Origin of the sequence: Chitinophaga ginsengisegetis (assembly GCF_900168065.1) — a bacterium.
Taxonomy (GTDB): domain Bacteria; phylum Bacteroidota; class Bacteroidia; order Chitinophagales; family Chitinophagaceae; genus Chitinophaga; species Chitinophaga ginsengisegetis.
This window is the reverse complement of the sequence record NZ_FUZZ01000001.1, coordinates 646,881-671,111: the sequence shown is the minus strand read 5'-3', so window position 1 is coordinate 671,111 and position 24,231 is coordinate 646,881. Positions and strand designations below refer to the sequence as shown.

The 24,231-nt window shown below is 47.3% G+C and carries 15 protein-coding genes; 13 read left to right on the top strand and 2 right to left on the bottom strand.

Going from position 1 to position 24,231, the window contains the following annotated elements; translation table 11 throughout:
* Nucleotides 1-23 precede the first annotated feature (23 nt).
* The 13 genes from B5Z18_RS02490 to B5Z18_RS02430 all read left to right on the top strand — a co-directional run bounded on the left by B5Z18_RS02490 (nucleotide 24) and on the right by B5Z18_RS02430 (nucleotide 18,796).
* Nucleotides 24-1,190, top strand: a complete 1,167-nt coding sequence (locus B5Z18_RS02490) for a DUF4369 domain-containing protein (RefSeq protein ID WP_079467814.1) — start codon at nucleotides 24-26, stop codon at nucleotides 1,188-1,190.
* 2 nt (nucleotides 1,191-1,192) lie between these two features.
* Nucleotides 1,193-1,759: a TlpA disulfide reductase family protein gene (locus B5Z18_RS02485; RefSeq protein ID WP_079467813.1), complete on the top strand. Its 567-nt coding sequence runs from the start codon at nucleotides 1,193-1,195 to the stop codon at nucleotides 1,757-1,759.
* Nucleotides 1,756-3,315: a S8 family peptidase gene (locus B5Z18_RS02480; protein ID WP_079467812.1), complete on the top strand. Its 1,560-nt coding sequence runs from the start codon at nucleotides 1,756-1,758 to the stop codon at nucleotides 3,313-3,315. Before B5Z18_RS02485 ends, B5Z18_RS02480 begins: the two co-directional genes overlap by 4 nt.
* A 331-nt stretch (nucleotides 3,316-3,646) precedes the next feature.
* Nucleotides 3,647-4,225, top strand: coding sequence for a Crp/Fnr family transcriptional regulator (locus B5Z18_RS02475; protein ID WP_079467811.1), 579 nt, complete (start codon nucleotides 3,647-3,649; stop codon nucleotides 4,223-4,225).
* A gap of 147 nt (nucleotides 4,226-4,372) precedes the next feature.
* Nucleotides 4,373-5,533, top strand: coding sequence for an iron-containing alcohol dehydrogenase (locus tag B5Z18_RS02470; protein ID WP_079467810.1), 1,161 nt, complete (start codon nucleotides 4,373-4,375; stop codon nucleotides 5,531-5,533).
* A 44-nt stretch (nucleotides 5,534-5,577) separates the two neighbouring features.
* A complete protein-coding gene (locus B5Z18_RS02465) occupies nucleotides 5,578-6,501 on the top strand; it encodes an NAD-dependent epimerase/dehydratase family protein (protein WP_079467809.1) in 924 nt (307 codons plus the stop codon).
* Nucleotides 6,501-7,625 (top strand): L-dopachrome tautomerase-related protein, encoded by a 1,125-nt coding sequence (locus B5Z18_RS02460; RefSeq protein WP_079467808.1) that lies wholly within the window; start codon nucleotides 6,501-6,503, stop codon nucleotides 7,623-7,625. Before B5Z18_RS02465 ends, B5Z18_RS02460 begins: the two co-directional genes overlap by 1 nt.
* Nucleotides 7,626-7,914: 289 nt before the next feature.
* Nucleotides 7,915-8,496, top strand: a complete 582-nt coding sequence (locus B5Z18_RS02455) for an RNA polymerase sigma factor (RefSeq protein ID WP_159454161.1) — start codon at nucleotides 7,915-7,917, stop codon at nucleotides 8,494-8,496.
* Nucleotides 8,497-8,599: 103 nt separating this feature from the next.
* Nucleotides 8,600-9,802 carry a FecR family protein gene (locus B5Z18_RS02450; protein WP_079467806.1) on the top strand — a complete coding sequence of 401 codons (1,203 nt, stop codon included), beginning with the start codon at nucleotides 8,600-8,602 and terminating at the stop codon, nucleotides 9,800-9,802.
* 161 nt (nucleotides 9,803-9,963) lie between these two features.
* On the top strand, nucleotides 9,964-13,608 hold the full coding sequence (locus B5Z18_RS02445; RefSeq protein ID WP_079467805.1) for a SusC/RagA family TonB-linked outer membrane protein: 3,645 nt from the start codon (nucleotides 9,964-9,966) through the stop codon (nucleotides 13,606-13,608).
* A 24-nt stretch (nucleotides 13,609-13,632) separates the two neighbouring features.
* The gene (locus tag B5Z18_RS02440; RefSeq protein ID WP_079467804.1) at nucleotides 13,633-15,063 is read left to right on the top strand and encodes a RagB/SusD family nutrient uptake outer membrane protein; all 1,431 of its coding nucleotides are present in this window, start codon (nucleotides 13,633-13,635) and stop codon (nucleotides 15,061-15,063) included.
* Nucleotides 15,064-15,201: 138 nt separating this feature from the next.
* Nucleotides 15,202-16,371: an AhpC/TSA family protein gene (locus B5Z18_RS02435; protein ID WP_079467803.1), complete on the top strand. Its 1,170-nt coding sequence runs from the start codon at nucleotides 15,202-15,204 to the stop codon at nucleotides 16,369-16,371.
* A gap of 49 nt (nucleotides 16,372-16,420) precedes the next feature.
* Nucleotides 16,421-18,796 carry a redoxin domain-containing protein gene (locus tag B5Z18_RS02430; RefSeq protein ID WP_159454160.1) on the top strand — a complete coding sequence of 792 codons (2,376 nt, stop codon included), beginning with the start codon at nucleotides 16,421-16,423 and terminating at the stop codon, nucleotides 18,794-18,796.
* Between the two features lie 108 nt (nucleotides 18,797-18,904).
* On the opposite strand, the gene B5Z18_RS02425 is transcribed toward B5Z18_RS02430, so the two are convergent.
* Both B5Z18_RS02425 and B5Z18_RS02420 read right to left on the bottom strand, forming a co-directional pair.
* A complete protein-coding gene (locus tag B5Z18_RS02425; protein WP_079467801.1) occupies nucleotides 18,905-23,038 on the bottom strand; it encodes an insulinase family protein in 4,134 nt (1,377 codons plus the stop codon).
* Nucleotides 23,035-24,216, bottom strand: coding sequence for a TlpA disulfide reductase family protein (locus B5Z18_RS02420; protein ID WP_079467800.1), 1,182 nt, complete (start codon nucleotides 24,214-24,216; stop codon nucleotides 23,035-23,037). Before B5Z18_RS02420 ends, B5Z18_RS02425 begins: the two co-directional genes overlap by 4 nt.
* Nucleotides 24,217-24,231 lie beyond the last annotated feature (15 nt).

Genomic DNA, 24,231 nt, shown 5'->3' with positions numbered 1-24,231 from the left:
AAAAAACTAAAATAGAATAAATCATGATGACACTCAGACACGTGTTAGCAGGCAGCGCCATGCTTACACTGACCGTTGTATCCTGCACTTTGTATGCACAGCAACTTCCGTTCAAAATTGAAGGACAAATGGGCAAAGACCAGCAAGGGATGCTCTCCATCCGTTATGAGAGCATGCATACGCTTGTCCAGGACTCTGTAAAAGTTAGCAATGGCGCTTTCCAGTTCAGTGGACAACTCCAGGAACCTGCAGCCGCCTCACTCACTTTCATCCCGGAGAATAAGTCGGTCAGGGGGCAGTTCAAGGAGATTTTCCTGGATCCGGCTACCACCATTTCCATGAAAGGAGACTCTAACCTGCTGAGCACGCAGGTGAAAGGCGGTCCATCGCAAACAGATCTCGATGCGCTTTTCGTTCAGTACAAGCCTTTGCAGGAAAAAGGACCTGTTTTAGAAAAGCAGTTTAAAGAATATCAGGAAGCAGGGGATGAGGAAAATATGAAGCGCGTGGGCCAGGAATTACAGGCCTTGCGGGTAAGGCGCCGCGAGATCCAGATAGCATTTGCAAAAAGTCATCTTAACAGCTTTGTAGGTTTCAGCCTCTGGGCGAGGCAGGTAGATGGCTTTATTAAAGATCCCGTTAAGCTGGAAGCAGAATTTAACACCTATTCTCCAGCCGTCCGCAATACGCCCAGTGGCAAGCGGGTGGCCGCCAGCCTTGCTATCGCGGGGAAGTTGCTTACAGGAATACAGGCACCGGACTTTACACTGAACGATATCAGTGGAAAGCCCGTTACACTTTCTTCCCTGAAGGGAAAAAATGTTCTGCTTTGGTTTTGGAGCCGCAATTTTATTCCTTTCGAGCCTTTTAGCTTCGCCATCAATAAAATAAGCAGGCAGTGCAAAGATGATAACCTGGTGATCGTGTCTGTGTACTGTGATAGCGACCAACAGCGGTGGTTAACCGAGGTGGAGGAAGCCAGCTTCCAAACACCCAATATCATTAACCTCATCCACCCGGTAAGATTGACAGCAGAAGCTGATACCACCACTGTGGGAAAGGCATATGACCTTTCGATGGGCATGATTCCTCACAGCTTTCTTATCGGCACCGATGGAAAGATCCTGGTGCGGGATGTCAATTTTCTTTCCGAACCAGAACTCGAGATAAAAAAAATCATAAATAAATAATCATGAAAAAAATCCTATTGACCGGTGTGGTGATCATAGCGCTTGCTCAAATCCTCAGTGCGCAGAAGCTGTATTCCTTCCTCGACAACGGTGAACCAGTTAATAAGTATCCGGCGGTAACCTGGCTTAAAGAAAGTGGCATTACCAAATTTGAGCAGGATAAGATCTATGTAATTGAGCTATGGGCAACGTGGTGCAAGCCCTGTATCAAATCCATGCCGCACATGAGTGAACTGGCCACTAAGTTTAAAGGTAAGATCACCTTTATCTCCCAGGGAGTTTGGGAAAGTGATACAGCCAAAGTGCGGCAGTTTATCACGGACCACGCTGCCTTTTTCACTAACAGCATGGTTGCCTTCGATGGAGGAAAAGATAAAGCAGACTTTGATAGAAACTGGCTGAAACCTTCCGGCACCATCGGTATACCACGCACATTCCTGATCCGCAATAATAAAATTGCATGGATCACCGATCCTTTCGTGTTGACGGACGAGCATCTGCAAATGCTCGTGGAGGGTAAACTGACAGCTGAAACAGCCAAGGCGATCGTTCAAAAAAACAAGCAATGAAAAAAATCATACTGACACTGTTGCCGGGCTTTTGCCTGGCAACAGCTTCCGCTCAGCAAGGCTGGCAGCATAAAGATCTATCGGCAGACAGCCTTTTTGGCGTCAGCACTGCCAAAACTTATGAGCTGTTGAAAGGAAAGAAAAGTAAGACCGTGCTGGTGGCAGTTATAGACTCCGGCATTGATTCCACCCATACCGACCTGAAGGCCGTTTTGTGGCAAAATCCCCGGGAGAAAAGGAACGGAAGGGATGATGATAAAAATGGGTATGCCGATGATACCTATGGATGGAGCTTCCTGGGTTCTGCCAAAGGCAATGTGCAATATGACAATTCGGAGCTGACCCGCCTGGTCCGCGAAGGCCAGCAGCAGTTTCCTGACCTGAACAACCTGCCAGCCGACACCAACGGCCTGGCCTTGTATAAAACACGGCGCCAGCTATGGCAAACACGAATGGTAAAGGCTAAACAGCAGTTAAGAGGCATTACCTATGCAAGGCAGGTGATCGACAGCATCCTGCACACCATCGGTAAACCAGAGCCCACCAGGGAAGATATCCTGGCCATACAAACCAATACGATGGAGCAGTCTTCCTTAAAGTCGATGCTGCTGGCCAGAAGCCGGGAATACCCCAGCATTTCTGCCTTCCTGAGCAAAGAGATCTATGGCGCATTGGAGCACAGTAAAGCTGAAGTAAACTATACATTGAACCCGGACTACGACCCACGCGGGATAGTGGGCGACAACATTACCGACCTTACCGAAACGCGGTACGGTACTGCTGACGCTATGGGACCCGGTGCCAGTCATGGTACACACGTAGCCGGCATCATTGGCGCGGTGCGTAATAACGGCGTTGGACTGGACGGGGTGGCCGATAATGTCCGGATCATGAGTATCAGGGCAGTACCAGACGGAGATGAGCGCGATAAGGACGTAGCGAATGCTATTCGATACGCTGTGGACAATGGCGCCCGTGTTATCAACATGAGCTTTGGAAAACATTTTTCACCGCACAAGCCCCTGGTAGACGAAGCAGTTAAATATGCCATGAAAAAAGATGTGCTCCTCGTTCATGCTGCCGGCAATGATGCCCTGGACCTTGACATTGAGGAGAACTATCCCAATCGCGTGTATGCCGACGGTAGCGGACAGGCTGCAGCGTGGCTGGAAGTGGGCGCTTCGGGTCCCAGATTAGGAGAGAGCCTGCCCGCCAGATTCTCTAATTACGGACATCACACCGTGGATGTATTCGCACCAGGCGTAGGCATTTGGTCATCTGTTCCCGGCAGTAAATATGATAATATGGACGGGACCAGTATGGCGGCGCCGGTAGTAGCTGGCATTGCCGCCCTTATCCGATCCTATTATCCTGCGTTCTCAGCTTTGGAAGTAAAGGAAATCATCATGGAATCGGTAGTAAAATACAACGGGCCCGTACTTTCCCGCAAGAATGGACTTCAAAAAATTGCTTTCAGCGAATTGTCTATTAGTGGTGGTGTTGTCAATGCCGCCAGGGCAATTGAACTGGCCGCTGCCCGGGCTGCAAAGCAGTAATGGACTAACCCGGAATATTTTGTCATCAGGCGGCCCTGCGCAGTACTCAGCGGGCGGCCTCAAATTCTGGTTGAAGTAGCCGGACATATTTCCAATGCCCGGATAAAAAAAGCAGCCCATCAGGAGCTGCTTTTTTTATCCGGGTTCTTCAGCGCTTATAGCGCTTTAAACAGCAACTTTGTCAAGGGTGCTGCCGAAGACTGCTGCTGATTTTTTGTTATTATTTTCATACTTTATTTTCTTTGTGTAAAGTTCATTTCGGGTGGCCAATGGTGTAATAAGCCCGATCACAGTTATCCTGTGAGGCACATCACATTCAAATAACGTCTTTATGGAATATACCTTTCGCAAGCAGATAGAAAGAATTGTATCGCTTACTGACACAGAGTTTGAGTATGTACTTTCATTTTTTGTCAGAAAAAAATATAAAAGACATCAATTTGTAATACAAGAGGGAGACCCGGCGAATTATGAATATTTTGTGCTTTCAGGATTATTAAAATCCTATATCCTGGATGAAGGCGGAAAAATGCATATTCTGCAATTTGCGATGGAAGACTGGTGGTTATCTGATTACACAGCGTATCTGACTGGTATGCCTGCTACTACTTTTGCAGACTGTCTGGAAAACAGTGAGCTGCTGGGTATCACCAAGGAGAATAAGGATAAACTATGCAGTGAAATGCATAAGATGGAACATTTTTTCAGGGTGAAGTCCAACTACGGCTATGTTGCTTTGCAGCGCCGTATATTATCGCTGCTCTGCAATGATGCGCAGGCAAAATACAGGCAGTTGTTTGAGTTATACCCTTCCCTTTTTCAGCGTGTACCCAAAGCATTGCTGGCATCTTATATCGGCGTGTCCAGGGAAACCTTAAGCAGGCTAACAATATCTCCCGATCAGGATTGAGACGGAAGTCCGCCGTACCGCCACATCCCGCCCGGATGTGCGCTATGTCACATTTAATTAGTGAGTTGAAACATTTTATAAAGATTAGCAGCGGTCTACTTTTGTGGACTTAAGATAAAACACATATCGCTGCTAAATCATTATATCATGTTAAACTTTGAATATTTCAATCCTACCAAATTGATTTTTGGTAAAGGGCAGATAGTAAGGCTGGCAGAATTGGTTCCCGCGAAAGCCCGTGTACTGCTGATTTACGGTGGTGGCAGCATTTTCAGGAATGGTGTGTATGAGCAGGTGAAAGAAGCTCTGAAGCACCATGAGATAATTGAATTCGGCGGGGTGGAGCCCAATCCGCATTTTGAAACACTCATGAAAGCCGTGATGGTGGCGCGGGAACAACAACTGGATTTTATCCTGGCTGTAGGAGGAGGTTCCGTTATCGATGGCGCCAAGTTTGTTTCAGCCGCCATAAAATTTGAAGATGATCCGGTAAACCTGTTGCGTGGACAAATACAGATAACGGATAACGTGGTGCCGCTGGGAACCGTGCTCACTTTGCCCGCAACCGGTAGTGAGATGAATGCCGGTTCTGTGGTGACAATTGCTGCTACACAGGAAAAACTTTTTTTCGCAGGACCTGCTCTTTTCCCTCAATTTTCTATCTGTGATCCTGGCGTGGTAGCATCCCTTCCTCCAGCACAAATACAGAACGGTGTGGTGGATGCCTTTACACATGTCATGGAACAATATCTTACGTATCCCACTTCTGCTTTTTTACAGGACAGGATTTCTGAAGGCATTTTACAAACCCTGATCGAAACCGGACCTGAAGTTGTGAAACATCCCGGTGACTATGAACTGGCTGCTAACCTGATGTGGTGTTGTACAATGGCCTTAAATGGCCTTATACAGAATGGAGTTCCCACCGATTGGGTAACTCATCTTATCGGTCACGAACTTACAGCGCTCTATGGCATTGATCATGCCCGTACGCTGGCAGTGATCGGTCCCAATCTTTACCGGGTGATGTTTACAGATAAGAAAGAAAAACTGGCCCAGTATGGCCGGCGTGTTTGGGGACTTAAAGGGGATGATATCAATACCCTGGCCCAACTGGCCATTATTAAAACGATAGATTTTTTCCATGAAATGGGTGTGGATACGCAGCTTTCGGGTTATACCAGCGACTATGCAAAATCTGCGGATATCATCGTTGAACGTTTTGAACAGCGCGGGTGGATAGCCATTGGTGAAAGGCAGCATGTTACGCCTGATAAAGTGAGAGAGATTGTGGAGGCAAGTTATTAAAAACAGTTTTCTTCTATAACCAACCATTAAGAATTAAGAGAGAGATGAATATCTTTTTAACGGGTGCTAATGGTTACATCGGCAGCTCCGTAGGCAAATTATTGACAGATAAAGGACATACTATTTATGGTCTTGTCCGTGATAAGGCAAAAGCAACAGACATCAGACAACTGGGATTTATACCTGTAGTAGGCACGCTGGAAGACGATGAGCTGCTGACCAGGTATGCGGCATTAGCAGATGGGGTGATCCATACAGCCGACTCCGAGCATTTTATGGCGGTACAAACCCTGCTGGATGCCCTGGCTGGCACAGGAAAATTGTTTATTCATACTTCCGGCTCCAGCATAGTTGCTGATGATGTACTGGGTGATGTGGAAAATCCACAGGTGTTTGAAGAAATCACATCTTACACTCCCCTGGAAGCCAGGCAGGCAGGTGTAACCATCAATGAATTGGTGCTTGAAGCAGGTGCCGGCCGGAATATCCGCAGCGTGGTAATTGTCCCTTCCATGATATATGGCGACAGCCTGGGGCTTGATGTAGAGAGTGTGCAATTGCCCTGCATCTATCGTAAATCAATTAAAACCGGCAAAGGTGTATTTATCGGGAGAGGTATCAACAGGTGGTCTAATGTGCATATTGCCGATGTAGCGGATCTGTACCTGATGGCACTGGAACGGGCACCCGCAGGTACCTGTCTGTTTGCGGAAAACGGAGAAGAATCCTACAAAGACCTGGCTGCCTATATCAGTAACGCACTTGGATTTGGCGGCGCAACCGAAAGCTGGAATGCAGCAGATGCGCTGGCGGAAGTCGGCGGACTTGCGCGTTATGGCCTGGGGTCCAATAGTCGTATCAAAGCGGTGAATGCCCGCAGGCTGGGTTGGGAACCCAAAGGAATCTCTGTGAAAGATTGGATTGCTTCCAACAAATATGCTAAGAAAACCTACAATAAGAACGCTTAATGATAAAACAATTCGTATATGGGTTGCTGTTAGCAGCCCTATTGCAATCCGGTATACAGCCCGCAGCTGCACAGTCAACCGGTAAACTGGAAGTAGCCGCCTCCTTTGACCGGGAACGTCCGGGCAATGTGGCTGTGTCACCTTCGGGAAGGGTCTTTATTACAATGAGTGATGCCACAGTATCTCCCTATAAAGTGAAAGAGGTTTTGCCGGACGGCAGTGTAGCAGACTTCCCGGATACCACCTGGACCAGAAATCCGCAAGGGTATTCCTATAAGGGCATTAACGCCACTATCGGTATCCAGGTAACTGCAGATAATGTGTTATGGGTGTTGGACCTGGGGAACCGTAAAGCCATACCTGCCCAGGCGCCCAAGCTGGTTGCCTGGGATATTGAGACCAGGAAGTTGTTGCATGTATATCCCATACCCGATGCCGTGCTCAAACCCTCTTCATTTCTGCAGGATTTTGTCATTGATGAAAAGCGTCACACAGCAGTGATTGCGGATATGTCGATGGGAGGACTGATATTGCCGGCGGCACCTGCCTTTGTGGTGGTAGACCTGCAAACAGGTTACGCAAGGCGTATATTGGAAAATCATCCCAGTTTTCAGCCGGTAGATGAAGATGTGGTGATTAACGGCCATGCTGTTAGCCATGTTTTTCCGGACGGCAGCGTGCTTAATCCCAGGTATCCTCTTAACCCCATCTCCATCGACCCGAAAATGGAATGGATATATTTTGGAGCGCTTGGAGGACGCAGCATTTACCGGATTGCGGCAGCAGCACTATCGAACCAGGCATTGAGTGATAGCGCGTTGTCGGGTAAGATCACCTACTATGCCCCCAAGCCAAAATCGGATGGCTTCAAGGTGGGAGATGGCGGCATTTTATTTGTGACTGATGTTGAAAACAGTGCTGTAGTAATGGCGACGCCGGCGGGTTATTCTACTTTGGTAAAGGACACTATACTGATCTCCTGGCCCGATGGGCTGGCCATTGCGCCAAACGGTTACCTGTACCTTGTCTCCGATCAACTTCATAAAAGACCTTTCTGGAACCAGGGAAAAGAGGAGAGTAAGCCTCCTTTCTACCTGTTGCGCATTAAGATAGATAAACCCTGATGGATACACAGGGATGTGTTATGTGAAAAATATTCTTAAAATAGAAACTCCCTGGAAAAGAGCATATTATTATCCTACCTATTGGTTTCTTTTTTTGCTACATTTATCCCGGGGAATGCAATGCAGCCATTAAACAGGGGAATCAATAATAGCTTGTCCGCTTACAACCAACCAGCCCGACGACTAAACCGTTACCGCCTGCATCCTGTGCTGACTGCCGGCAACTTGTTATATTTCGGACATTTGCATAACCTTTCATTTATCCTTGTAATGCATTGAAATTTTCATATTGTCTACCACCCGGTCATACGATGAAAAGGAACTTCTACTGCTTGTAGCAGAAGGAAACGAGAAGGCTTTTGGAGAATTGATCGCCCGGCATGCCGGGCTTCTTCATGTATTTCTTCTTAAAATTACCCGCGATCCTGCCTCGGTAGAGGAGCTGATTCAGGATACTTTTCTGAGGATCTGGATGGCCCGGGAGTGGCTTGGACAGGTGAATAATTTTAAGCCCTATATGTTCACGATCAGCAGGAATCTGGCTGTAAATCTGCTACGGAAATCAGTCCGGGTCAGGTTGCAACATTCACAGTGGGCTGCAGAGACGACGTCTGAAGCAGATGAGAACCCCGATGAATGGAAATGGAAACTGTTTGATGAGGCTATAGAGCGTCTGCCTCCCCAGCAAAAGAAAGTATGGATCATGGCCCGCCGGGATGGAAAAAAATACCAGCAGATAGCCGACGAATTGGGGCTGAGCCGCGAATCGGTTAAGAAATATCTGCAGTTTGCTTCGGCGGCTATAAACCGTTACATCAGTGAACATCCTGAAATGTATGCCCTGTTCATTATCGGCCTGGCTGAATTATAAGATCCCTGCCTTTTTTTCGTGCTGTCTGAAAAAATCAGATTTTTTCTGCTCCTGCCATATCCCCTTTTTTCATTTTTTATTGTTCTACTAAGCACGAAGCCAGATGAATACCGACGATAAACAATATAAGGAACTGATCAGACGATGGTTCAACGGGGAGGAATCTGAAGAAGATGCCTACACGTTGCATACCCTTCTGAAAGATAACAACCGCCTCCCGGAGCTTATTGCGGCGCTGGAAGAGGAGTATAACAACCTGTCTGCCACCGGTTATCCGGAAGAGCAGGCAAGGGGCCTGGCTGAAAAGATTGCAGGCATTAAACTTCCTGACCACGAAAGTGAGGTTAAAGGTAAGCTCCGGTTCCTGGGCAGATGGCGCGTAGCTGCGGCTTCTGTGCTCCTGGTACTGAGTATTACGGTTTATTTCCTGGCCACACACAAAAGAAATACAGGTACGCCGGCTACTGCCGGTAATGGAACTGAGATAAAGCCCGGCATGCAGGGTGCGGTGCTGACACTTGCCGATGGCTCGCAGGTATTGCTGGATACCATTCAGAATTCTGCAATTGCCATGCAGGGCGGTGTTTCAGCGAGGGTGACTAACGGTGTGCTGGTATATGAAGGAACGGGAAACGAAATCGTTTATAATACCATTTCAACGCCTAAAGGCAGGCAATACCATCTGACCTTACCCGACGGTTCCGGTATCTGGCTGAATGCAGCCAGTTCCATCCGGTTTCCGACAAGCTTTTCCGGACCGGAACGGCACACGGAAATTACGGGTGAGGTATATTTTGAAATAGCGGCAAGTAGTGGAAAGCCTTTTAGCGTAAGTGTAAGCAATAAGGCATTGGTGCAGGTTTTAGGTACCCATTTCAATATTAACTCCTATGAAAACGAGGAGAACATTGCAGCAACGCTGCTGGAAGGAAGTATCCTTGCTTCCCCTGGCCGGAATAAATCAGCTGCGGATGTGGTGCTCCGGGCCGGTCAGCAGGCGTTGATCGCAAGGATGCCGGCAGGGAATGGGCAGACCGGAATAAAGGTGGTGAACGATGCAGATATTGAAAAGGTTATGGCCTGGAAAAATGGGCTGTTCAATTTCAACGGTGCCTCGCTTGCCGAAGTAATGAAGGAGCTGGAACGTTGGTACGATATAGAAGTGGTGTATGAACAGGGGATTCCGGAGAAAAGAATGACCGGCAAGATGACAAAGGATATTTCGCTTGATGGTTTGCTGGTTGGGCTGAAGGAGCTGGGAATCAATTGCCGCCTGGAAGGACGAAAACTGATCGTATTGCCATAATCTGAAACAATAATATAAAAAGAAAGAAGATGATGAATTAAAAGAAAGGGATCTGCTGTAAATAAAAAGCCGGAAGTGGTTCGAAGCTCTTCCGGCAAAATGTCCGGCTGATTCAAATCGAGGTCTGAACTCCATTTTCAACAACCAAACTGTGCTAATTTATGCAAAAAATTGCATTTGGTTCCAGGTTTCCTATGCCCGGACGTTTCGTTGCTACCCTGTACGGAGAGCCGCGGATGTTGGGTAACGGTCTTCCCGGGATCGCAACCAAAATCCTGTTAGTCATGAAATTGACTATTTTTCTGCTAATCGTTTCTTTTTTTGCTGTGTATGGGAAGAGTAAGGCCCAGCAGGTAACGCTTTCAGGGAAAGATATTTCTCTGCAGCATATTTTTTCCGCTGTTGAAAAGCAAACGGGCTACGTAACTATGGCCAATGAGGGAATTTTCTCAGACAGCCGTTCCATTTCGCTGAATGTATCCGCGATGCCCCTGCGTTCACTGTTGGACCTGGTGTTGAAAGGCCAGCATATAAAATATGTTATCCAGGGCAAAACCATTTTTCTTTCCCAAAAATCTGTTCCTGATCCGGTTTCCTCTCCCGTTACTCCCACGGAGCCTGAAGCCGTACCTGTTCATGTTTACGGACGGGTATTGGATTCTATCGGTTATCCGATGGAAGGGGCTACTGTACAGATAAAAGGAAAATCTGGCGGAGTTACTACCAATAAAACAGGCTGGTTCTCACTGGAAGCACAGGAAGGCGATAAAATAATTGTTTCATTCGTGGGATATAAAAAAGTGGAGTTTGTTGCAGATGGAAAGCCGGAAGAAAAATTAATTGTATTACGGGTGATGCAGACAGGCATAAGCGAAGTGGCGATCGTTTCAACCGGATACCAACAGTTGCCGAAAGAAAGGGCTACAGGGTCTTTTACGCAAATAACCAGGGAAATGATAAACCGGAGCCCGGGGCCGGATATCCTGACCAGGCTCGAAGGTATAACCAACGGGCTCCTGTTCAACCGCACAAATGCAGAAGGTGAAAATGTAGGGGAGTTGCAGTTGGAGAGCAGGGGAAGGGCCACGATCATGTCGGAATCTTCGCCCCTGATCGTTGTCGATAATTTCCCTTTCGAAGGAAATATCCGCGACATAAACCCCAATGATGTGGAAAGCGTAACGATTCTAAAGGATGCCGCAGCGGCATCGATATGGGGAGCCCGCGCCGGAAACGGAGTGATCGTAATTACAACCAGGCAGGGAAGTTATAACCGGAAAGCCCAGGTGTCGTTTTCTGCAAATACAGCTGTTTCAGGAAAGCCGGATCTTTTTTATGACAAACGTTTTATGCCTTCGTCAATGGTTATGCAGATACAGAAAGAGAAATTTCTCCGCGGCGACTGGCAGACAGATGAAAATGGTATGATTGCTTTTTCTCCTTATGCAGAGCTACTCATTAAACAGCGTGATCACCTGATCAGTGAAGAAGCATTTCTGAAAGAGGAACAGCGGATGAAAAATACGGATATTCGCAATGATGCGCTGAAATACCTGTATCAGCAGTCGATTCAACAGCAATACGCATTAAACATTAATGGCGGAAGCAACGTTAACAAGTATTTCTTTTCTGTGGGATATGACAAGATGCGTTCCGCGATGGTGGGTGCCGATAACCAGCGGCTGACACTGAATGTGCAGAATGCGTTCAAACCAGTAAAAACACTTGAAATAAACACCCGGATAAGCTACAGCAGAACAAACGCAAATAACAACGCTTTCACAATGACAGACCTGGCGGGCAGTACTTCAGGTTTACAGCCGTATACTGCGCTTGTAGATGAGTATGGAAATCCGGCTAAAATCGAATATCGGATCCGCACCGCTATCGCAGACAGCGCAGAAAAAAGAGGCCTGCTGCCGTGGTATTATAACCCCCTGGAAGAAATCAGGCGTGCCGACAATACCTCATCATCTTCATTCCTGAATCTGTTGGGCAACCTCCGGTACCAGGTGGTTAAAGGTATGGATATTGATGCAACCTATCAGTATACCGAAGACAAATCATCGACCCGGTATATGTACGATAAGGAAACATACTACGTAAGAAATCTTGTCAACAATTATACCCAGCCAAACGGTGAAAGGCCGATTCCTTATGGAGGGATACTCAAACTGGGAAGCCCTGTACAACGTGTGCAGCATTCCGGAAGAATTCAGCTCAACGCGCGCAAAAGCATGGCTGAACATGAGCTGGCCTTCCTGGGTGGGGCGGAAGCGAGGCAGACGATAGAAGAGAGTTTCCCGGAAACCATCCTGTATAATTATGACCCGGACCGGGGTATCGGAACATCAAGGATGGACTTTGTCAAAAATTATAAATTGTATACTTCATGGGCCAGTGCGCCAATACCCGGCGCCACAGAAAATACTTTTTATAGAATTGACCGGTACTTATCTTACTTCGCAAACTCCTCGTATACTTTCAGATCGAAGTATATTCTGAGTGGAAGTGCTAGATGGGATGGTTCCAACTTATTTGGGGTGAAAACCAACCAGAAAGGTACGCTGCTATGGTCGGCCGGAGCCAGTTGGAATCTTTCTTCGGAACCATTCTTTAAAGCCGATTGGGTGGACCAGCTCAGATTCCGCGCAACATACGGCAGCAGCGGAAACGTAAACAAGTCGGTTTCCACTTTCCCGGTGATCGATTATGCATCTGCCATAGCGCTGAATCCGGATCTGGAGCCGTATGCCGGCATTACTTCGCCGGGTAATCCATCGCTTAGATGGGAGCAGGTGAATACACTTAATCTCGGGGTTGACTGGTCGGTATTTAATGAAAGGATAAGCGGAAGCCTGGAATTCTTTACAAAAAAATCGAATGATCTTATCGGGGATGCTTTTCTTCCGCCATCCACAGGTATAAATACCGCCAACTATCAGGTATCGCAATACCGGTATAACTATGCATCGCTGCAAACAAAAGGGGTGGATCTTCAAATAACTACAAAGAACCTGGAAGGGGCTGTAAACTGGCAGACAACGTGGTTATTTAATTTCGCCGCAGATAAGGTGAAGAATTATTACAATTCCGGTACATTGAATGGTAACGCCTATGTTGGTACGCTGGGGTATCAGATTCCGCTGGAAATTGGAAGATCGATATCCGGGATCTATGCTTATCCCTGGAGCGGATTGGATCCTTCAAACGGAAAGATGATTATTTATCAGGATGGTCAGAAGTCGACCGACTATGCCGGTTATATGGCCTCGCTGCGGCCGGAAGATATGGTGTATGCAGGTGTTACCAATCCGCCATACTATGGTTCCATATTAAATAATATTGAATGGAAACGGCTGCAATTGAGTGTGCTGCTTAGTTGGAAAGCAGGATATGTTTACCGCAGATCATCTTTATTTCCCGGTATGGAGTATACGGGATCGGGCTTATTTCATACCGATCTGCTTCATAAATGGAAGAAGCCCGGTGATGAGCTGGTTACCAATGTTCCCGCCGGCGGCGGTCTGAATGGATTTGATCAGAACGAATCTACCATTTATCTTTTTTCAGAGACGCTGATTTCAAAGGGGGATCATATTGCCATACAGGATATCAGTTTGAATTACTCGATTCCAACAGGGAAAAAAGCGCCTGCAGTTTTCAAGGCGGTAAGAATTTATCTGTATGTACGTAACCTGGGATTTTTGTGGAAGGCAGATCGCAATAATATCGATCCTGCTACGCCGAATGCGAGGTATCCGCAACCAATACAGTTCAATACAGGCATCCAGTTATCCATTTAACGCACAATTCAATTCCTGTTAAGCATGAAACTTTTATTAAAATATTATATAGGGTTTGTCTTTCTTCTGATGTTGGGAGGATGCAGCAACGATTTTCTTGAAGTAAAACAACTAAAAAGCCTTCAGGTTCCGCACACCATTGCCGATTTTCAGGCAATACTCGATTACAATTTTGCTCCGGGGAATACCGCCCATACTTTTGGTGCAAACGGGAGCGACGAGTTTATCATTACGGAGAAGCGGTGGAATCAACTGGCAACGGAAAGCAATGCTTACCTGCGGGATGTGTATGTGTGGTCGCAGAAAATCAACATGCTTCAGTATGAGCAAAATATGGACTGGAGCCGTTCTTATCTCTACATTTTTTATGCAAATCATGCCCTCTACGGGATTGAATCCATTCAGCCAACGCCCGATGAACAGATTGCATGGAACAATGTAAAAGGTAGCGCGCTTTTTTTCAGAGCCTTTCATTATTATAATCTTGCACAGCAATTTTCTTTTCCCTATGAAAGAAGTGACAATCCCAATGGGCTTCCACTCAGGCTGGAACCCGATGTTACGGTAAAAGTAAAGCGATCGTCTGTCCACGAAACTTACAAACAGATATTGGATGATGCACTGAAAAGTGCGGAGCTGCTTCCGGCGGAAACAAAAAGAACCAATTATATCAGGCCGGGAAAGGCTGCGGCTTATGCTCTTATTGCAAAAACGTATCTTTTGATGGAGGAATATGAAAAAGCGGCGCAATATGCAGAACGCTGTCTTTCGCTCCGCGGACAACTGATAGACTTCAATACATTAGGCGCCGATGATCCTGCCAATTTTTATGAATACGCTTTTGCCGCAGATTACGGCGCCAGCAATCCGGAAATGATCTATTATTCCGTGTCAGACAATGGTTATACTACTGCACTCAATTCCGTATTCAAAGACAGAGCTGAATTTCATCCTTCATTGCTGGCGCTGTACGAACCGGGAGATATCCGGTATAAAGTTTATTTCAGACCCTATATTGATGTTGATGGATACAGATTCCTGGTCTTTAAAGGATCATATGCTGCCTACTCTTATTTTTCCGGCCTGGCGGCCGACGAAATTTATCTGCTGAACGCCGAATGCAATGCCCGGACCAATAAGATAGACAAGGCGCTTGATGATTTGAACCTGCTGCTGAAAAACAGGATCGATCGTTCCTGGTTTTCTCCGGTAACGGAAAAAGATCCTGAAAAGCTGCTGAAGATAATCCTCCTGGAAAGGCGGAAAGAAATGGTCTTTCGCGGCACAAGGTGGCAGGATCTCAGAAGACTGAATAAGGAGCCCCGGTTCGCGCAAATACTTGTGCGGGAGATTGGGGGGAATCGCTATGAATTACCGCCCAACGATCCGCGATATACATGGCCTATACCACAGTCGGAAATTGACGCCGGCGGGCTGACGCAGAATCCCAGGTAAGGTTTTAACTGAAAAAGTGATAAGGTCCGTTTCCGGCCCTTCCCGACTGCTGACCACGGAACGGAACGAGGCCGGTCATACCCTTATTTTGTAAACGACCCGGGAATAAATAATTATCAGATCTGAAAATAGAAGAAAATGAAAAAAAAGTTAACCGGCGGATTGCTTGCTGCACTCGCATTTTCCCTGACAGCGGTCTGTCTTTTCGCGGCCCCTGTAAACAGAAACTACACCATCGAAGGCACTTTGCATCAGGTAAGGGAAAGTAAAGTGTTTCTTTTGAAACAATACCGCAGCGGGCAGGAGGCTGATAGTGCGGTACTTGTGAATGGCAGGTTCCGGTTTGAAGGAATACTGAAGGATGATATTGTTGCTGCGATGTTTACGATGCATGTCCCGGTAACGGAAGTACAGCTTGCTGAAAATCCCTTTGCTGGCATGAGCAGCCGTCATTTTTACCTGTCTCCCGGAAAGCTTGTCGTTTCCGGCAACCGTCTGGAAGACATCATGTTCGCGGGCACTGCAGAGGCTGACGATTTAATGCGCCTGGAAGGAATACTCGGGCCGATAAATGCAACCTTGTCCCGCATCGGATCGCAATATCGCCTCATCAGTGCGATGAATGGGTTTCCCGGCAAACAGGACTCGCTTGCAGCCTATTCGGTAGCATCAGAAAAACTTGCGGATAAATACCGTGAAGCCGAAAAGCTATTTATTAAAGATCATCCTGCATCATTGCTGAGTATGGCTATGTTCAGATCGATGACTGAGGTGGTGGACACGAAAGATGCTGAAGAGATGGAAGTGCTTTTGACCGGTTTGTCGCCGTTGTTGAGAAACAGGGAGGATATGCGCGTAATCAGAAAAAGATTATTGGTGCTTTCCCGGCTGGTACCGGGAAAGCCGGCATTGGAATTTAGTATGCCGGATTCAGCGGGCAATAGTGTGACGCTGTCTTCTTATCGGGGAAAATATGTACTCGTTGAGTTCTGGGCGAGTTGGTGTGGTCCCTGCAGGTCACAAACACCGTATCTGATGAAAAGTTATGAAACCTTCAAAGGCAGGAATTTCGATATTCTGGGTATTTCCCTGGATGACAACCGGCAGAAATGGCTGAAGGCCATTCATGAGGACAAGCTTCCCTGGACGCAGGTGTCGGAGCTGAAAGGGCATAGCAGCAAGATTGTATCAAAATATGCTGTTACTGGAATTCCGTTGAATTTCCTGATCGATCCAAATGGGATTATTGTAGCGACCAATCTTAGGAACGACGGGTTGTATGCAAAGTTGGCAGAACTGCTGAAGTGATATTATTACCTAATTAAATTTTGATGTGATGAAAACTATATGGTTGTACATGGTTATGATAAAATTGGCATTCCTTTTTTCCACCCTTCAAGTTTTTGCGGGTGAGGGAGAGAAGTCATTTTTTATCAGTGGTAACTTTAAAAAGGTGAAACAAGGGAAGATATTTCTGCTTCAGCAAGTTTCGCTGGTGGAGCGATCCAGGAATCCTGGAGCTTATCTGCGCGACAGCGCGGTGATTGTGAACGGGAAATTCAGTTTTAAAGGCACTATAAAAAGCGATATAGTTCCCGTGTACTTCACCATGCAGACAGCGGTGAGTGAGGCGGAGCGGGCGGCGGACCCACTTGCGGGAAATCAGACGCGCTACTTCTATCTCATGGAAGGGAAACTTCATGTGTCCGGCAACGATTTGGAGGATATGGTGATCTCGGGAAATGTTGAAATGGCTGCATTTATGAAGCTGGATAATAGCCTGAGACAGCAACGTACTGCATTTGGCAATGCATTCAGAAAGCAGTTGAAAGTTTCGCTGGCCAGTGAGTTTCCCGGAAAAGCTGATTCTATCGCTTTCTATGCTGCGCAGATGGATAGTCTGAAAAAGCTGCAGATAAGTATCGAGTCAGATTTTATCGTTCAGCATCCTTCGGCATTGATCAATGTCGCCATATTAAAAGGCCGGGCTGCTTTGGCAGAAACATCCGGTGCACGTGAAATCGGAAACCTGGTTGCCGCGTTAGCGCCGGAACTGAGGAACAGGGCGGATATGGTGGCAGTCAGCAACAGGATGAAAGGCCTTGCTTCACTGGTGGCTGGCAATCCTGCGCTGGCTTTCAGTTTGCCTGATACGGCCGGGAATGCGGTGGCATTATCTTCGTTTCGCGGGAAATATGTGTTGATTGAATTCTGGGCAAGCTGGTGTGGACCCTGCCGTATGCAGATCCCATATCTGAAAAAGAGTTACGCAGCTTTTCAGAACAAGGGCTTTGAAATTCTCGGCGTTTCCCTGGATGAAAACAGGGAGAAATGGATGAAAGCCATCCATGATGAGCAGCTTCCCTGGACGCAGGTTTCTGATGTGAAAGGGCTGGAAAGCCCGGTTGTAGCAATGTATGGTATTACCGGCATCCCACTGAACTTCCTCCTGGATACAAACGGCGTGATCATCGCCAGGGATCTCCGTGATAATGAACTTTCGGTCAGGTTGTCGGAATTGCTTTCTTCAAAAACAGCAACGGAAGGACCGGGTGTACATTTCGATCACGCACTGTCGTGGGAACAGGTAAAGGCAAAAGCAAAAGCTGAAAACAAGTATATTTTTATGGACTGTTATGCCACCTGGTGCGCACCCTGTGTTAAAATGATCAAAGAGCTGTTTCCGAGGAAAGAAATGGGAGATTTTTTCAACGACAAATTCATTTGCGTAAAGTTGCAGTTGGACAAGACTGATAAAGATGATGATTATGTAAAAATGTGGTATAAGGACGCTCAAATGATTCATAACACATATAAACTCCCGTCAATGCCGACATTCCTTTATTTTTCGCCGGATGGGGAGCTGGTACACCGGGTTCCGGGAAGTGAAGATGCTGACCGTCTTATTACTAAATCTACTGATGCCTTAGACCCGGAAAAACAATATTATACCCTTGTGAAAAAGTTCGGGCAGTCGGACAAAAAGAATACGGACATGATGAAGAAACTGGCTATTATGTCTCAGCAGGTTATGGAAAAAGACAATGCACTCAGGTATGCTGATATGTATGTAAATTCCCAGGACGACCTGCTTACAAAAGAAAATATACTGTTTCTGAATCGCTTTTCTTCTTCGGGTAAGCTGAAGGGGTTTGAAATTTTTATGAATTATGGAAACAGGGTAGACGAAGTGCTGGGTGCCGGGGTTGCGAATAACAGGGTGCAGGAGGTTATTTTTAATGAAGAGGTAATGCCGTTGTTGACGAATTCCGCAGGTTCGGTTCCCGATTGGAAAGCGATTCAAACATCCGTGGCAGCGAAGTATCCTGCCCACGCTGAACCTGTAGTCGGAAAATTCAAGGCCCAATATTATATGAGCAGAAATGACTGGCCGAATTTTCAGAAAAGCGTTATGGCATACATGAAAAAGTACGGGCCCGCTTTTACTGATAAAGAAACATTTAATGTGTTTGCCCGGGCTATTTTTGAGAACAGCCCTGACAGGGATTGTATTACCGCGGCACTGGGTTGGAGCAAACGTGCATTGGCTGAAGATGGCGCCAACCGGGAGTTTATGAATGTCTACGCTGGCCTCCTTCACAAGTCAGGAAAGACTAAGGAAGCGGTTGCGGTAATGGAAAAGGCGGTGGAACTGGCATCCGGCAGCGAAAAAGAAAACTATATGGTTACGCTGGGAAAGATGAAGAAGGGAGAGAAAACCTGGAAGAATTAATTTTCGTGCGGCTGTTTCGGAAGCTATATAATTATAAAAATGAAGGGTGGCCAGGACAAGCCACCCTTCTGGTTTTTATGGATGTTCGACATTCATTTCTCCTGGTGTTCAAATCTTTTCTGGCAATAACACGAATCGGATCATGTTTTTGCCACTCAGATAGTGGGCCGCCGCTTTTTTAAATGAGGCCGACGTCAGTTTATCAAGATATTCACGGTAATGATTGATTTGAGCTACATCTTCACCGTTTTCATATTGTGTACTCAAATAGCTTAACCAAAAATCATTGGTGTTCAGGGCGGCTTCTGTTTGTTTGATAAAGGCCGTCTTGAATTTTTGCAGATCTTCAGCACTGGTTCCGTCTTCTACAAGTTTTTTCATAGCTTTTTCTACCAATGATACCAGGTGATCGACATTGACAGGGGCGCAACCGAAAGAAATGGTGATACCAAATCGTGAAACGGGATATTTCACCGTTGAAGTACGCACAGAGGGGCTGTACACTTCTCCGGCTTCTTCGCGGAGACTTTCCAGTAAGCGATATTGCAAAACTTCGCCCATAGCATTTAACAATAACCTGTTCATCGGCGTGAGGTTGTCCTGGCCCCCCAACATTATCCTGACAGTTGCTTTTTCTTCACTGCCTTTAAATACCTGTTTCGTGATGCGGCCGGCAGGTACCGTTGCTTTGTAATCTATTGCCTTTTGTTTATGTTGCAGGGATGGCAGCGAACCCAGGTATTTTTCCAGTAATGGCCGGATCGTTATGCTATCGATATTGCCTGCAAATATGAAGGTGAAGCCATCAGCGTCTGCGAATCGGTCGCGGTAAATTGACACTATATCAGACAGCTTTACACGATTCACCTGTGTAATCGACGGAGTGGCGCTACGCGGACTATAACCACTCATGAAATTATTGATAGTATCGCTAAACACATTGGAGGGATCGGCATAGCGGTTTATCAGTGAGGCTTTCATACTGTTGATGGCATTGGTGAACAGCTGGCTGTCGGCCCGCGGACTGGTAAATTGCAGATAGGTTAACTGCAGTGCAGTTTCCAGGTCTTTGGTGGAAGCGCTGCCAAAGATGCCCTGGGAGCGGGGACCAATGTATATGCCTGCATTGACGATTTTATCGTTGAGGATGCGTGCCAGATCAGCCGGACTAAATTTGCCGATGCCAAAACCGCTTAGCAGGCGGGCCGACAAGGTTGCAGCCAGGTAGATGGAATCAGGGTAGCGGGAGGTACCACCGGGCGCAAATGCGTTGTAGCTGATCTCATCATTTTTAAACCGGGTAGGCTTTAGTACAACTTTGATCCCGTTACTTAAAGTAAGTTCCTCGGTTCCCATTTGTTTGTTGCGGCGGGACGAAACGATTTTTCCCGGCGTTGGGTCGTGGTCCAGTAATGATTTTACCGGAGATCCTGCCTCCTTAACTGGTTCCAGATTTTCTTCTGCCACTTCGTTCAGCCACCGGCGTACTGCTACTTCATCCGGCAACTGGTCTTTTTGTTTGTCCGGTGCCTGAATCAGGATATCCTGATTAGTGGACCCAATATAATAGGGAATGAGCGCATTGATATCGGCAACAGTAAGAGCGCCGATATTGGCTTTTGCAAACTGGTACTCCCAATCGAGGCCCGGGCTGGCTGTACCATGTAAGAAATGAGCCTGGTATTCGGATACATAACTACGGGATGGTGTTTTGCTTGCTTCCATCCTGGCATTTTCCAGGGAGCGGAGATAGGAGAGGCGAGCCAGGTCCAGTTCTGCAGGCGTAAAGCCATATTTGGTCACGCGGGTCAGTGAACGCCAGCCCTGTTGCACTGCCTGTTTTAACATTCCATCTTTGGCAGTCACATCATAGGAAAAAGCATCGAGCCCACCCATCAGCGGTTGAACGCTTGCTCTAATTGACGTGAATCCCGGATCTGGCAGGGGATTGAGTTCGTCCTGCATTCTTCTGCCAAGCATACTGTTAAACAGGGTCCGCTTCATGGAAGCAATAAAATCAGCTTCGGAGCTTATCTGCTGGCCCTTCTGTTTCACCAGGATTTGTAATTGTGTATTGGTGAGGTCCGGATCCGTTTGAGCCAAAAATTGATTTTTACCTGTCAGTGGTACCTCATAATGAGTTCGCGGAGGAGCACCGGGAGCGGAAAGCAAATCGGCAAACATGCTCCGCACGGTCTTTTCCATCTGATCAACATCGATATCACCCACCACGATCAGTGCCTGCAAGTCCGGACGGTACCAATTGCGATGAAATTGTACCAGGTCTTTGCGGGTGAAATTCTTCAGCACCATATCAGTACCAATGGGCAACCGCTCCGCATACCGGGACTGATTAGTCACTATCGGCAAAAAGTTATTTCTCAGCCGTTCTGTCGCCCCTTTTCCAAGGCGCTTTTCTTCGACTACTACCCCGCGTTCCTTTTCAATCTCCAACGAATCCAGTGTGGCGGCATTGGCCCAATCCCGCATGACATATAAACCTGAATCAACCAGGCTGGGATCAGTGGTGGAAAGTGGCAACTCGTATACCGTTTCGTCGAAGCTTGTATAGGCATTAAGGTCTGCACCAAAACGAACGCCTGCCTTTTGCAGGTAGGTCACCAGCCGGTTACCCGGAAAGTGGCGCGTACCATTGAAGTTCATATGCTCCATAAAGTGAGCCAGCCCGCGTTCATGCTCCTGCTCAAGAATGGACCCTACCTTATTGACCAGGTACATCAGTACCTGGTTTTTCGGTTGATCATTGCGACGAATATAGTAGGTGAAACCGTTAGGTAGCTTCCCGGTTCTAACGGCGGAGTCCAGCGGTACAGCTCCCGGCAATACCGGGTGGTCTTTGCGGTAGCGCAGGTATTTTTCATATTGGGGTTTATTGAACAGGTAACGCAGGTAACGGAGCTGTTTTGCTTCCAACTGGCCATATTCCCTGGATTTATCCGCTACCGGCGACCGGTACAGCTTCATAAGTTCCCTATAGTAATCCGGTAACGAGTAGAATAGTTTACCAGCCTGGAAACCTTTGAGATCAGCAGTTGCTTTGAGCTGGTCCGTGTATGCTTTCACAAAGGACTCCTGTGTACTTCCCTTGAGCGCGGTCTCGTATTCAGGCTGCAGATTGCGGGAAAGCACATCTGTAATCATCTTTTTTTCAACATCATCAGCCTCCAGTGAGCTGTATTCGGTTTGTGTGGCTGCTACCGGATCGGGAGGCCCCATCAATTCCAGGAATTTCTTTTCCAGTGCTTCGTGGCTAACATTGACGGTCACAATTTTGCCTTGCTGGTCAAAGAGCGCCAGGTAAGGGATGCCGCTGAAACGGTAGGTCTCCATCAGGTATACACCTTTGTCCAGTACCCGTCCCTGGCGCCACGTCATTTCCTCCTCCGCCAGCGCTTTTTTCCATTCTTCCTCTTTGGCATCCAGTGAAATAGCCAGCACGTCGAGCCCTTTGTTTTTATATTCGTCGTAGAGCTTTTTGATCCCGGGGATGCCGGAGCGACAGGGGCCGCACCAGGAAGCCCAGAAATCTACCAGCACGTATTTGGATCCGGTCAGCGCTGCGGAGAGTTTCTTTTTCTCGCCCGTTGGGGTCACGAAATCAAAGTCCGGCGCCGGCGAACCTTGCTGTAATCTCACGGCTGCAGCAGCATAAGCTTTCACTGCGGCGTTAGATGGATTTTTTCTTAACAGGGTTGGGAGGATCTCGCCAATAAGAGCGGAATCCGTTTCAAAACTGAAGAAACTTAGCGGATAGAGTACACCGGGGTGGGTAGCGTTGGCGCGGATCAGCACCGTCAGTTTTTCACTGAAAGATTGCAAGGCCTGTCGTGGATTGGTACCGTAGTCTTTTGTTCGTTGTGCGATGGCCAGATTCACCTGGTGCACAATCTGGTTATCGGTATCATTCGCAACAATGGGCATTTCCTGCTCATCAATATCCATCACCAGGTCTTTTCCCGTAGCCCAGAAAGCATATTGTCCGCCCATTCTGTCGCCCACCAGGTAAGCTCCTTCCCGTTTCAGGTGCAGGTTGGCTATGTATTGTCCGTCACTACTGATATTGGCTGAATCTATCAAAACAGGAATCTGGTTCCGTCTTTCAAAAAAATACAATTGCCGGGTGCCCGCCGGGTGCCTGACTTGTCCGTGTACACTCATCTTTACCTGGGCATGTGCTAAAGGCGGGCATAGCAATGCTGTGATCCACAAAAGCTTTTTCATTTATCTGTCTGTTTTTGTTTTATCAAGTACTGAATGGTGGCTGCGAGATGTTCGTCAAAAGCTAGTCCGCCGGCCAGGATTTTGCCTTCTGGTCCAATCAGGTAACCTTGCGGCAGCCGCATAATGCCCAGGTCAAACGCTTTGGCGGTTTCACTTTTCGCACCGGTGCCGGTAATCCCATCCAGATCAATGACATTGATCCAGGAAGATTTGTGGCGGGACAAGGTTTGCGTCCAGAAATTCCAGTCCGGCGAAATGCCAACAGCATAGATTTGAAGAGTGGAAGGATTTACCTGTAGCCGGATCTGCTCTAAAGATTGCATAAACGCAGGCGTCCCGCCGGAAAGCGTTGTCCAGAAACCGAGCAGAACATATTTGCCGCGCAAAGAGGACAGGGATATCTGCTGCCCGGTGGTATCGAGCAGGTTTATATCAGGAACCATTGTTCCCGGGGCAAGGTGCCGGGCTTTTGCGATCCTGGCTGCGAACAGCTTTCCCTGGTAAGACTCACGAATGGGAGCGGTAAACCGCTCGAACGCAGTTTGTGCTTCGGGCAGTTTCAGCGCCTGGGTTTCATACCTCAAAACAAAAAGATCGAACGCCACAAAACAATCCGGATAGCTGAGGATAAAGTTGCTGTCGGCCAGAGCGCTTTGTGTGCGCACCACCGTCATGGAATCCCTGACCAGTTGGACACCCATAGAGTCTTTGGCTTCATAATGTGCCTGGCCGGAGCGCATCAGCGCCTCGGTCAGGGATTCAAAATGCCGGTGCAGGCTGTCGAGAATCCTGAAAGATGCCTGCTCTTTGCCATTGGTAATCTTTGCTGTTTTGAGTCCTGCTTTGCCTTCGATGGTATTGACGCCCGGCGAGAGGTAAAACTCCTGTTGATCCAGTGCCATGTATTGGTCGTAGGTTATTCGTCCGTAAAGCGGGTTAATAACGACAACAGCCTGAGTGGGAGAGGTGATTTTACCGCTCAGGGTGAACCTGCCATCTTTAAAATTAACCGAGTCTTTCACCATTTCACCCCGGTTGGAATAAGTGATTCTTATCATTCCCTGTTGATCTTTTCCCAGCTCGCCGCGCACTGTAAATTCGTGTTGGGCAAATAAATGATTGCTGGTACAGAGCAATACAATAGCAGCCCGGCATGCGGGCATTAGCCACTTTTTCATTATAAATCGATTTTA

Excerpts from the sequence above, each read along its gene's own strand:
- B5Z18_RS02490 (WP_079467814.1), top strand. The coding sequence starts at position 24 with ATGATGACACTCAGACACGTGTTAGCAGGCAGCGCCATGCTTACACTG.
- B5Z18_RS02485 (WP_079467813.1), top strand. The coding sequence starts at position 1,193 with ATGAAAAAAATCCTATTGACCGGTGTGGTGATCATAGCGCTTGCTCAA.
- B5Z18_RS02480 (WP_079467812.1), top strand. The coding sequence starts at position 1,756 with ATGAAAAAAATCATACTGACACTGTTGCCGGGCTTTTGCCTGGCAACA.
- B5Z18_RS02475 (WP_079467811.1), top strand. The coding sequence starts at position 3,647 with ATGGAATATACCTTTCGCAAGCAGATAGAAAGAATTGTATCGCTTACT.
- B5Z18_RS02470 (WP_079467810.1), top strand. The coding sequence starts at position 4,373 with ATGTTAAACTTTGAATATTTCAATCCTACCAAATTGATTTTTGGTAAA.
- B5Z18_RS02465 (WP_079467809.1), top strand. The coding sequence starts at position 5,578 with ATGAATATCTTTTTAACGGGTGCTAATGGTTACATCGGCAGCTCCGTA.
- B5Z18_RS02460 (WP_079467808.1), top strand. The coding sequence starts at position 6,501 with ATGATAAAACAATTCGTATATGGGTTGCTGTTAGCAGCCCTATTGCAA.
- B5Z18_RS02450 (WP_079467806.1), top strand. The coding sequence starts at position 8,600 with ATGAATACCGACGATAAACAATATAAGGAACTGATCAGACGATGGTTC.
- B5Z18_RS02445 (WP_079467805.1), top strand. The coding sequence starts at position 9,964 with ATGCAAAAAATTGCATTTGGTTCCAGGTTTCCTATGCCCGGACGTTTC.
- B5Z18_RS02440 (WP_079467804.1), top strand. The coding sequence starts at position 13,633 with ATGAAACTTTTATTAAAATATTATATAGGGTTTGTCTTTCTTCTGATG.
- B5Z18_RS02435 (WP_079467803.1), top strand. The coding sequence starts at position 15,202 with ATGAAAAAAAAGTTAACCGGCGGATTGCTTGCTGCACTCGCATTTTCC.
- B5Z18_RS02430 (WP_159454160.1), top strand. The coding sequence starts at position 16,421 with ATGGTTATGATAAAATTGGCATTCCTTTTTTCCACCCTTCAAGTTTTT.
- B5Z18_RS02425 (WP_079467801.1), bottom strand. The coding sequence starts at position 23,038 with ATGAAAAAGCTTTTGTGGATCACAGCATTGCTATGCCCGCCTTTAGCA.
- B5Z18_RS02420 (WP_079467800.1), bottom strand. The coding sequence starts at position 24,216 with ATGAAAAAGTGGCTAATGCCCGCATGCCGGGCTGCTATTGTATTGCTC.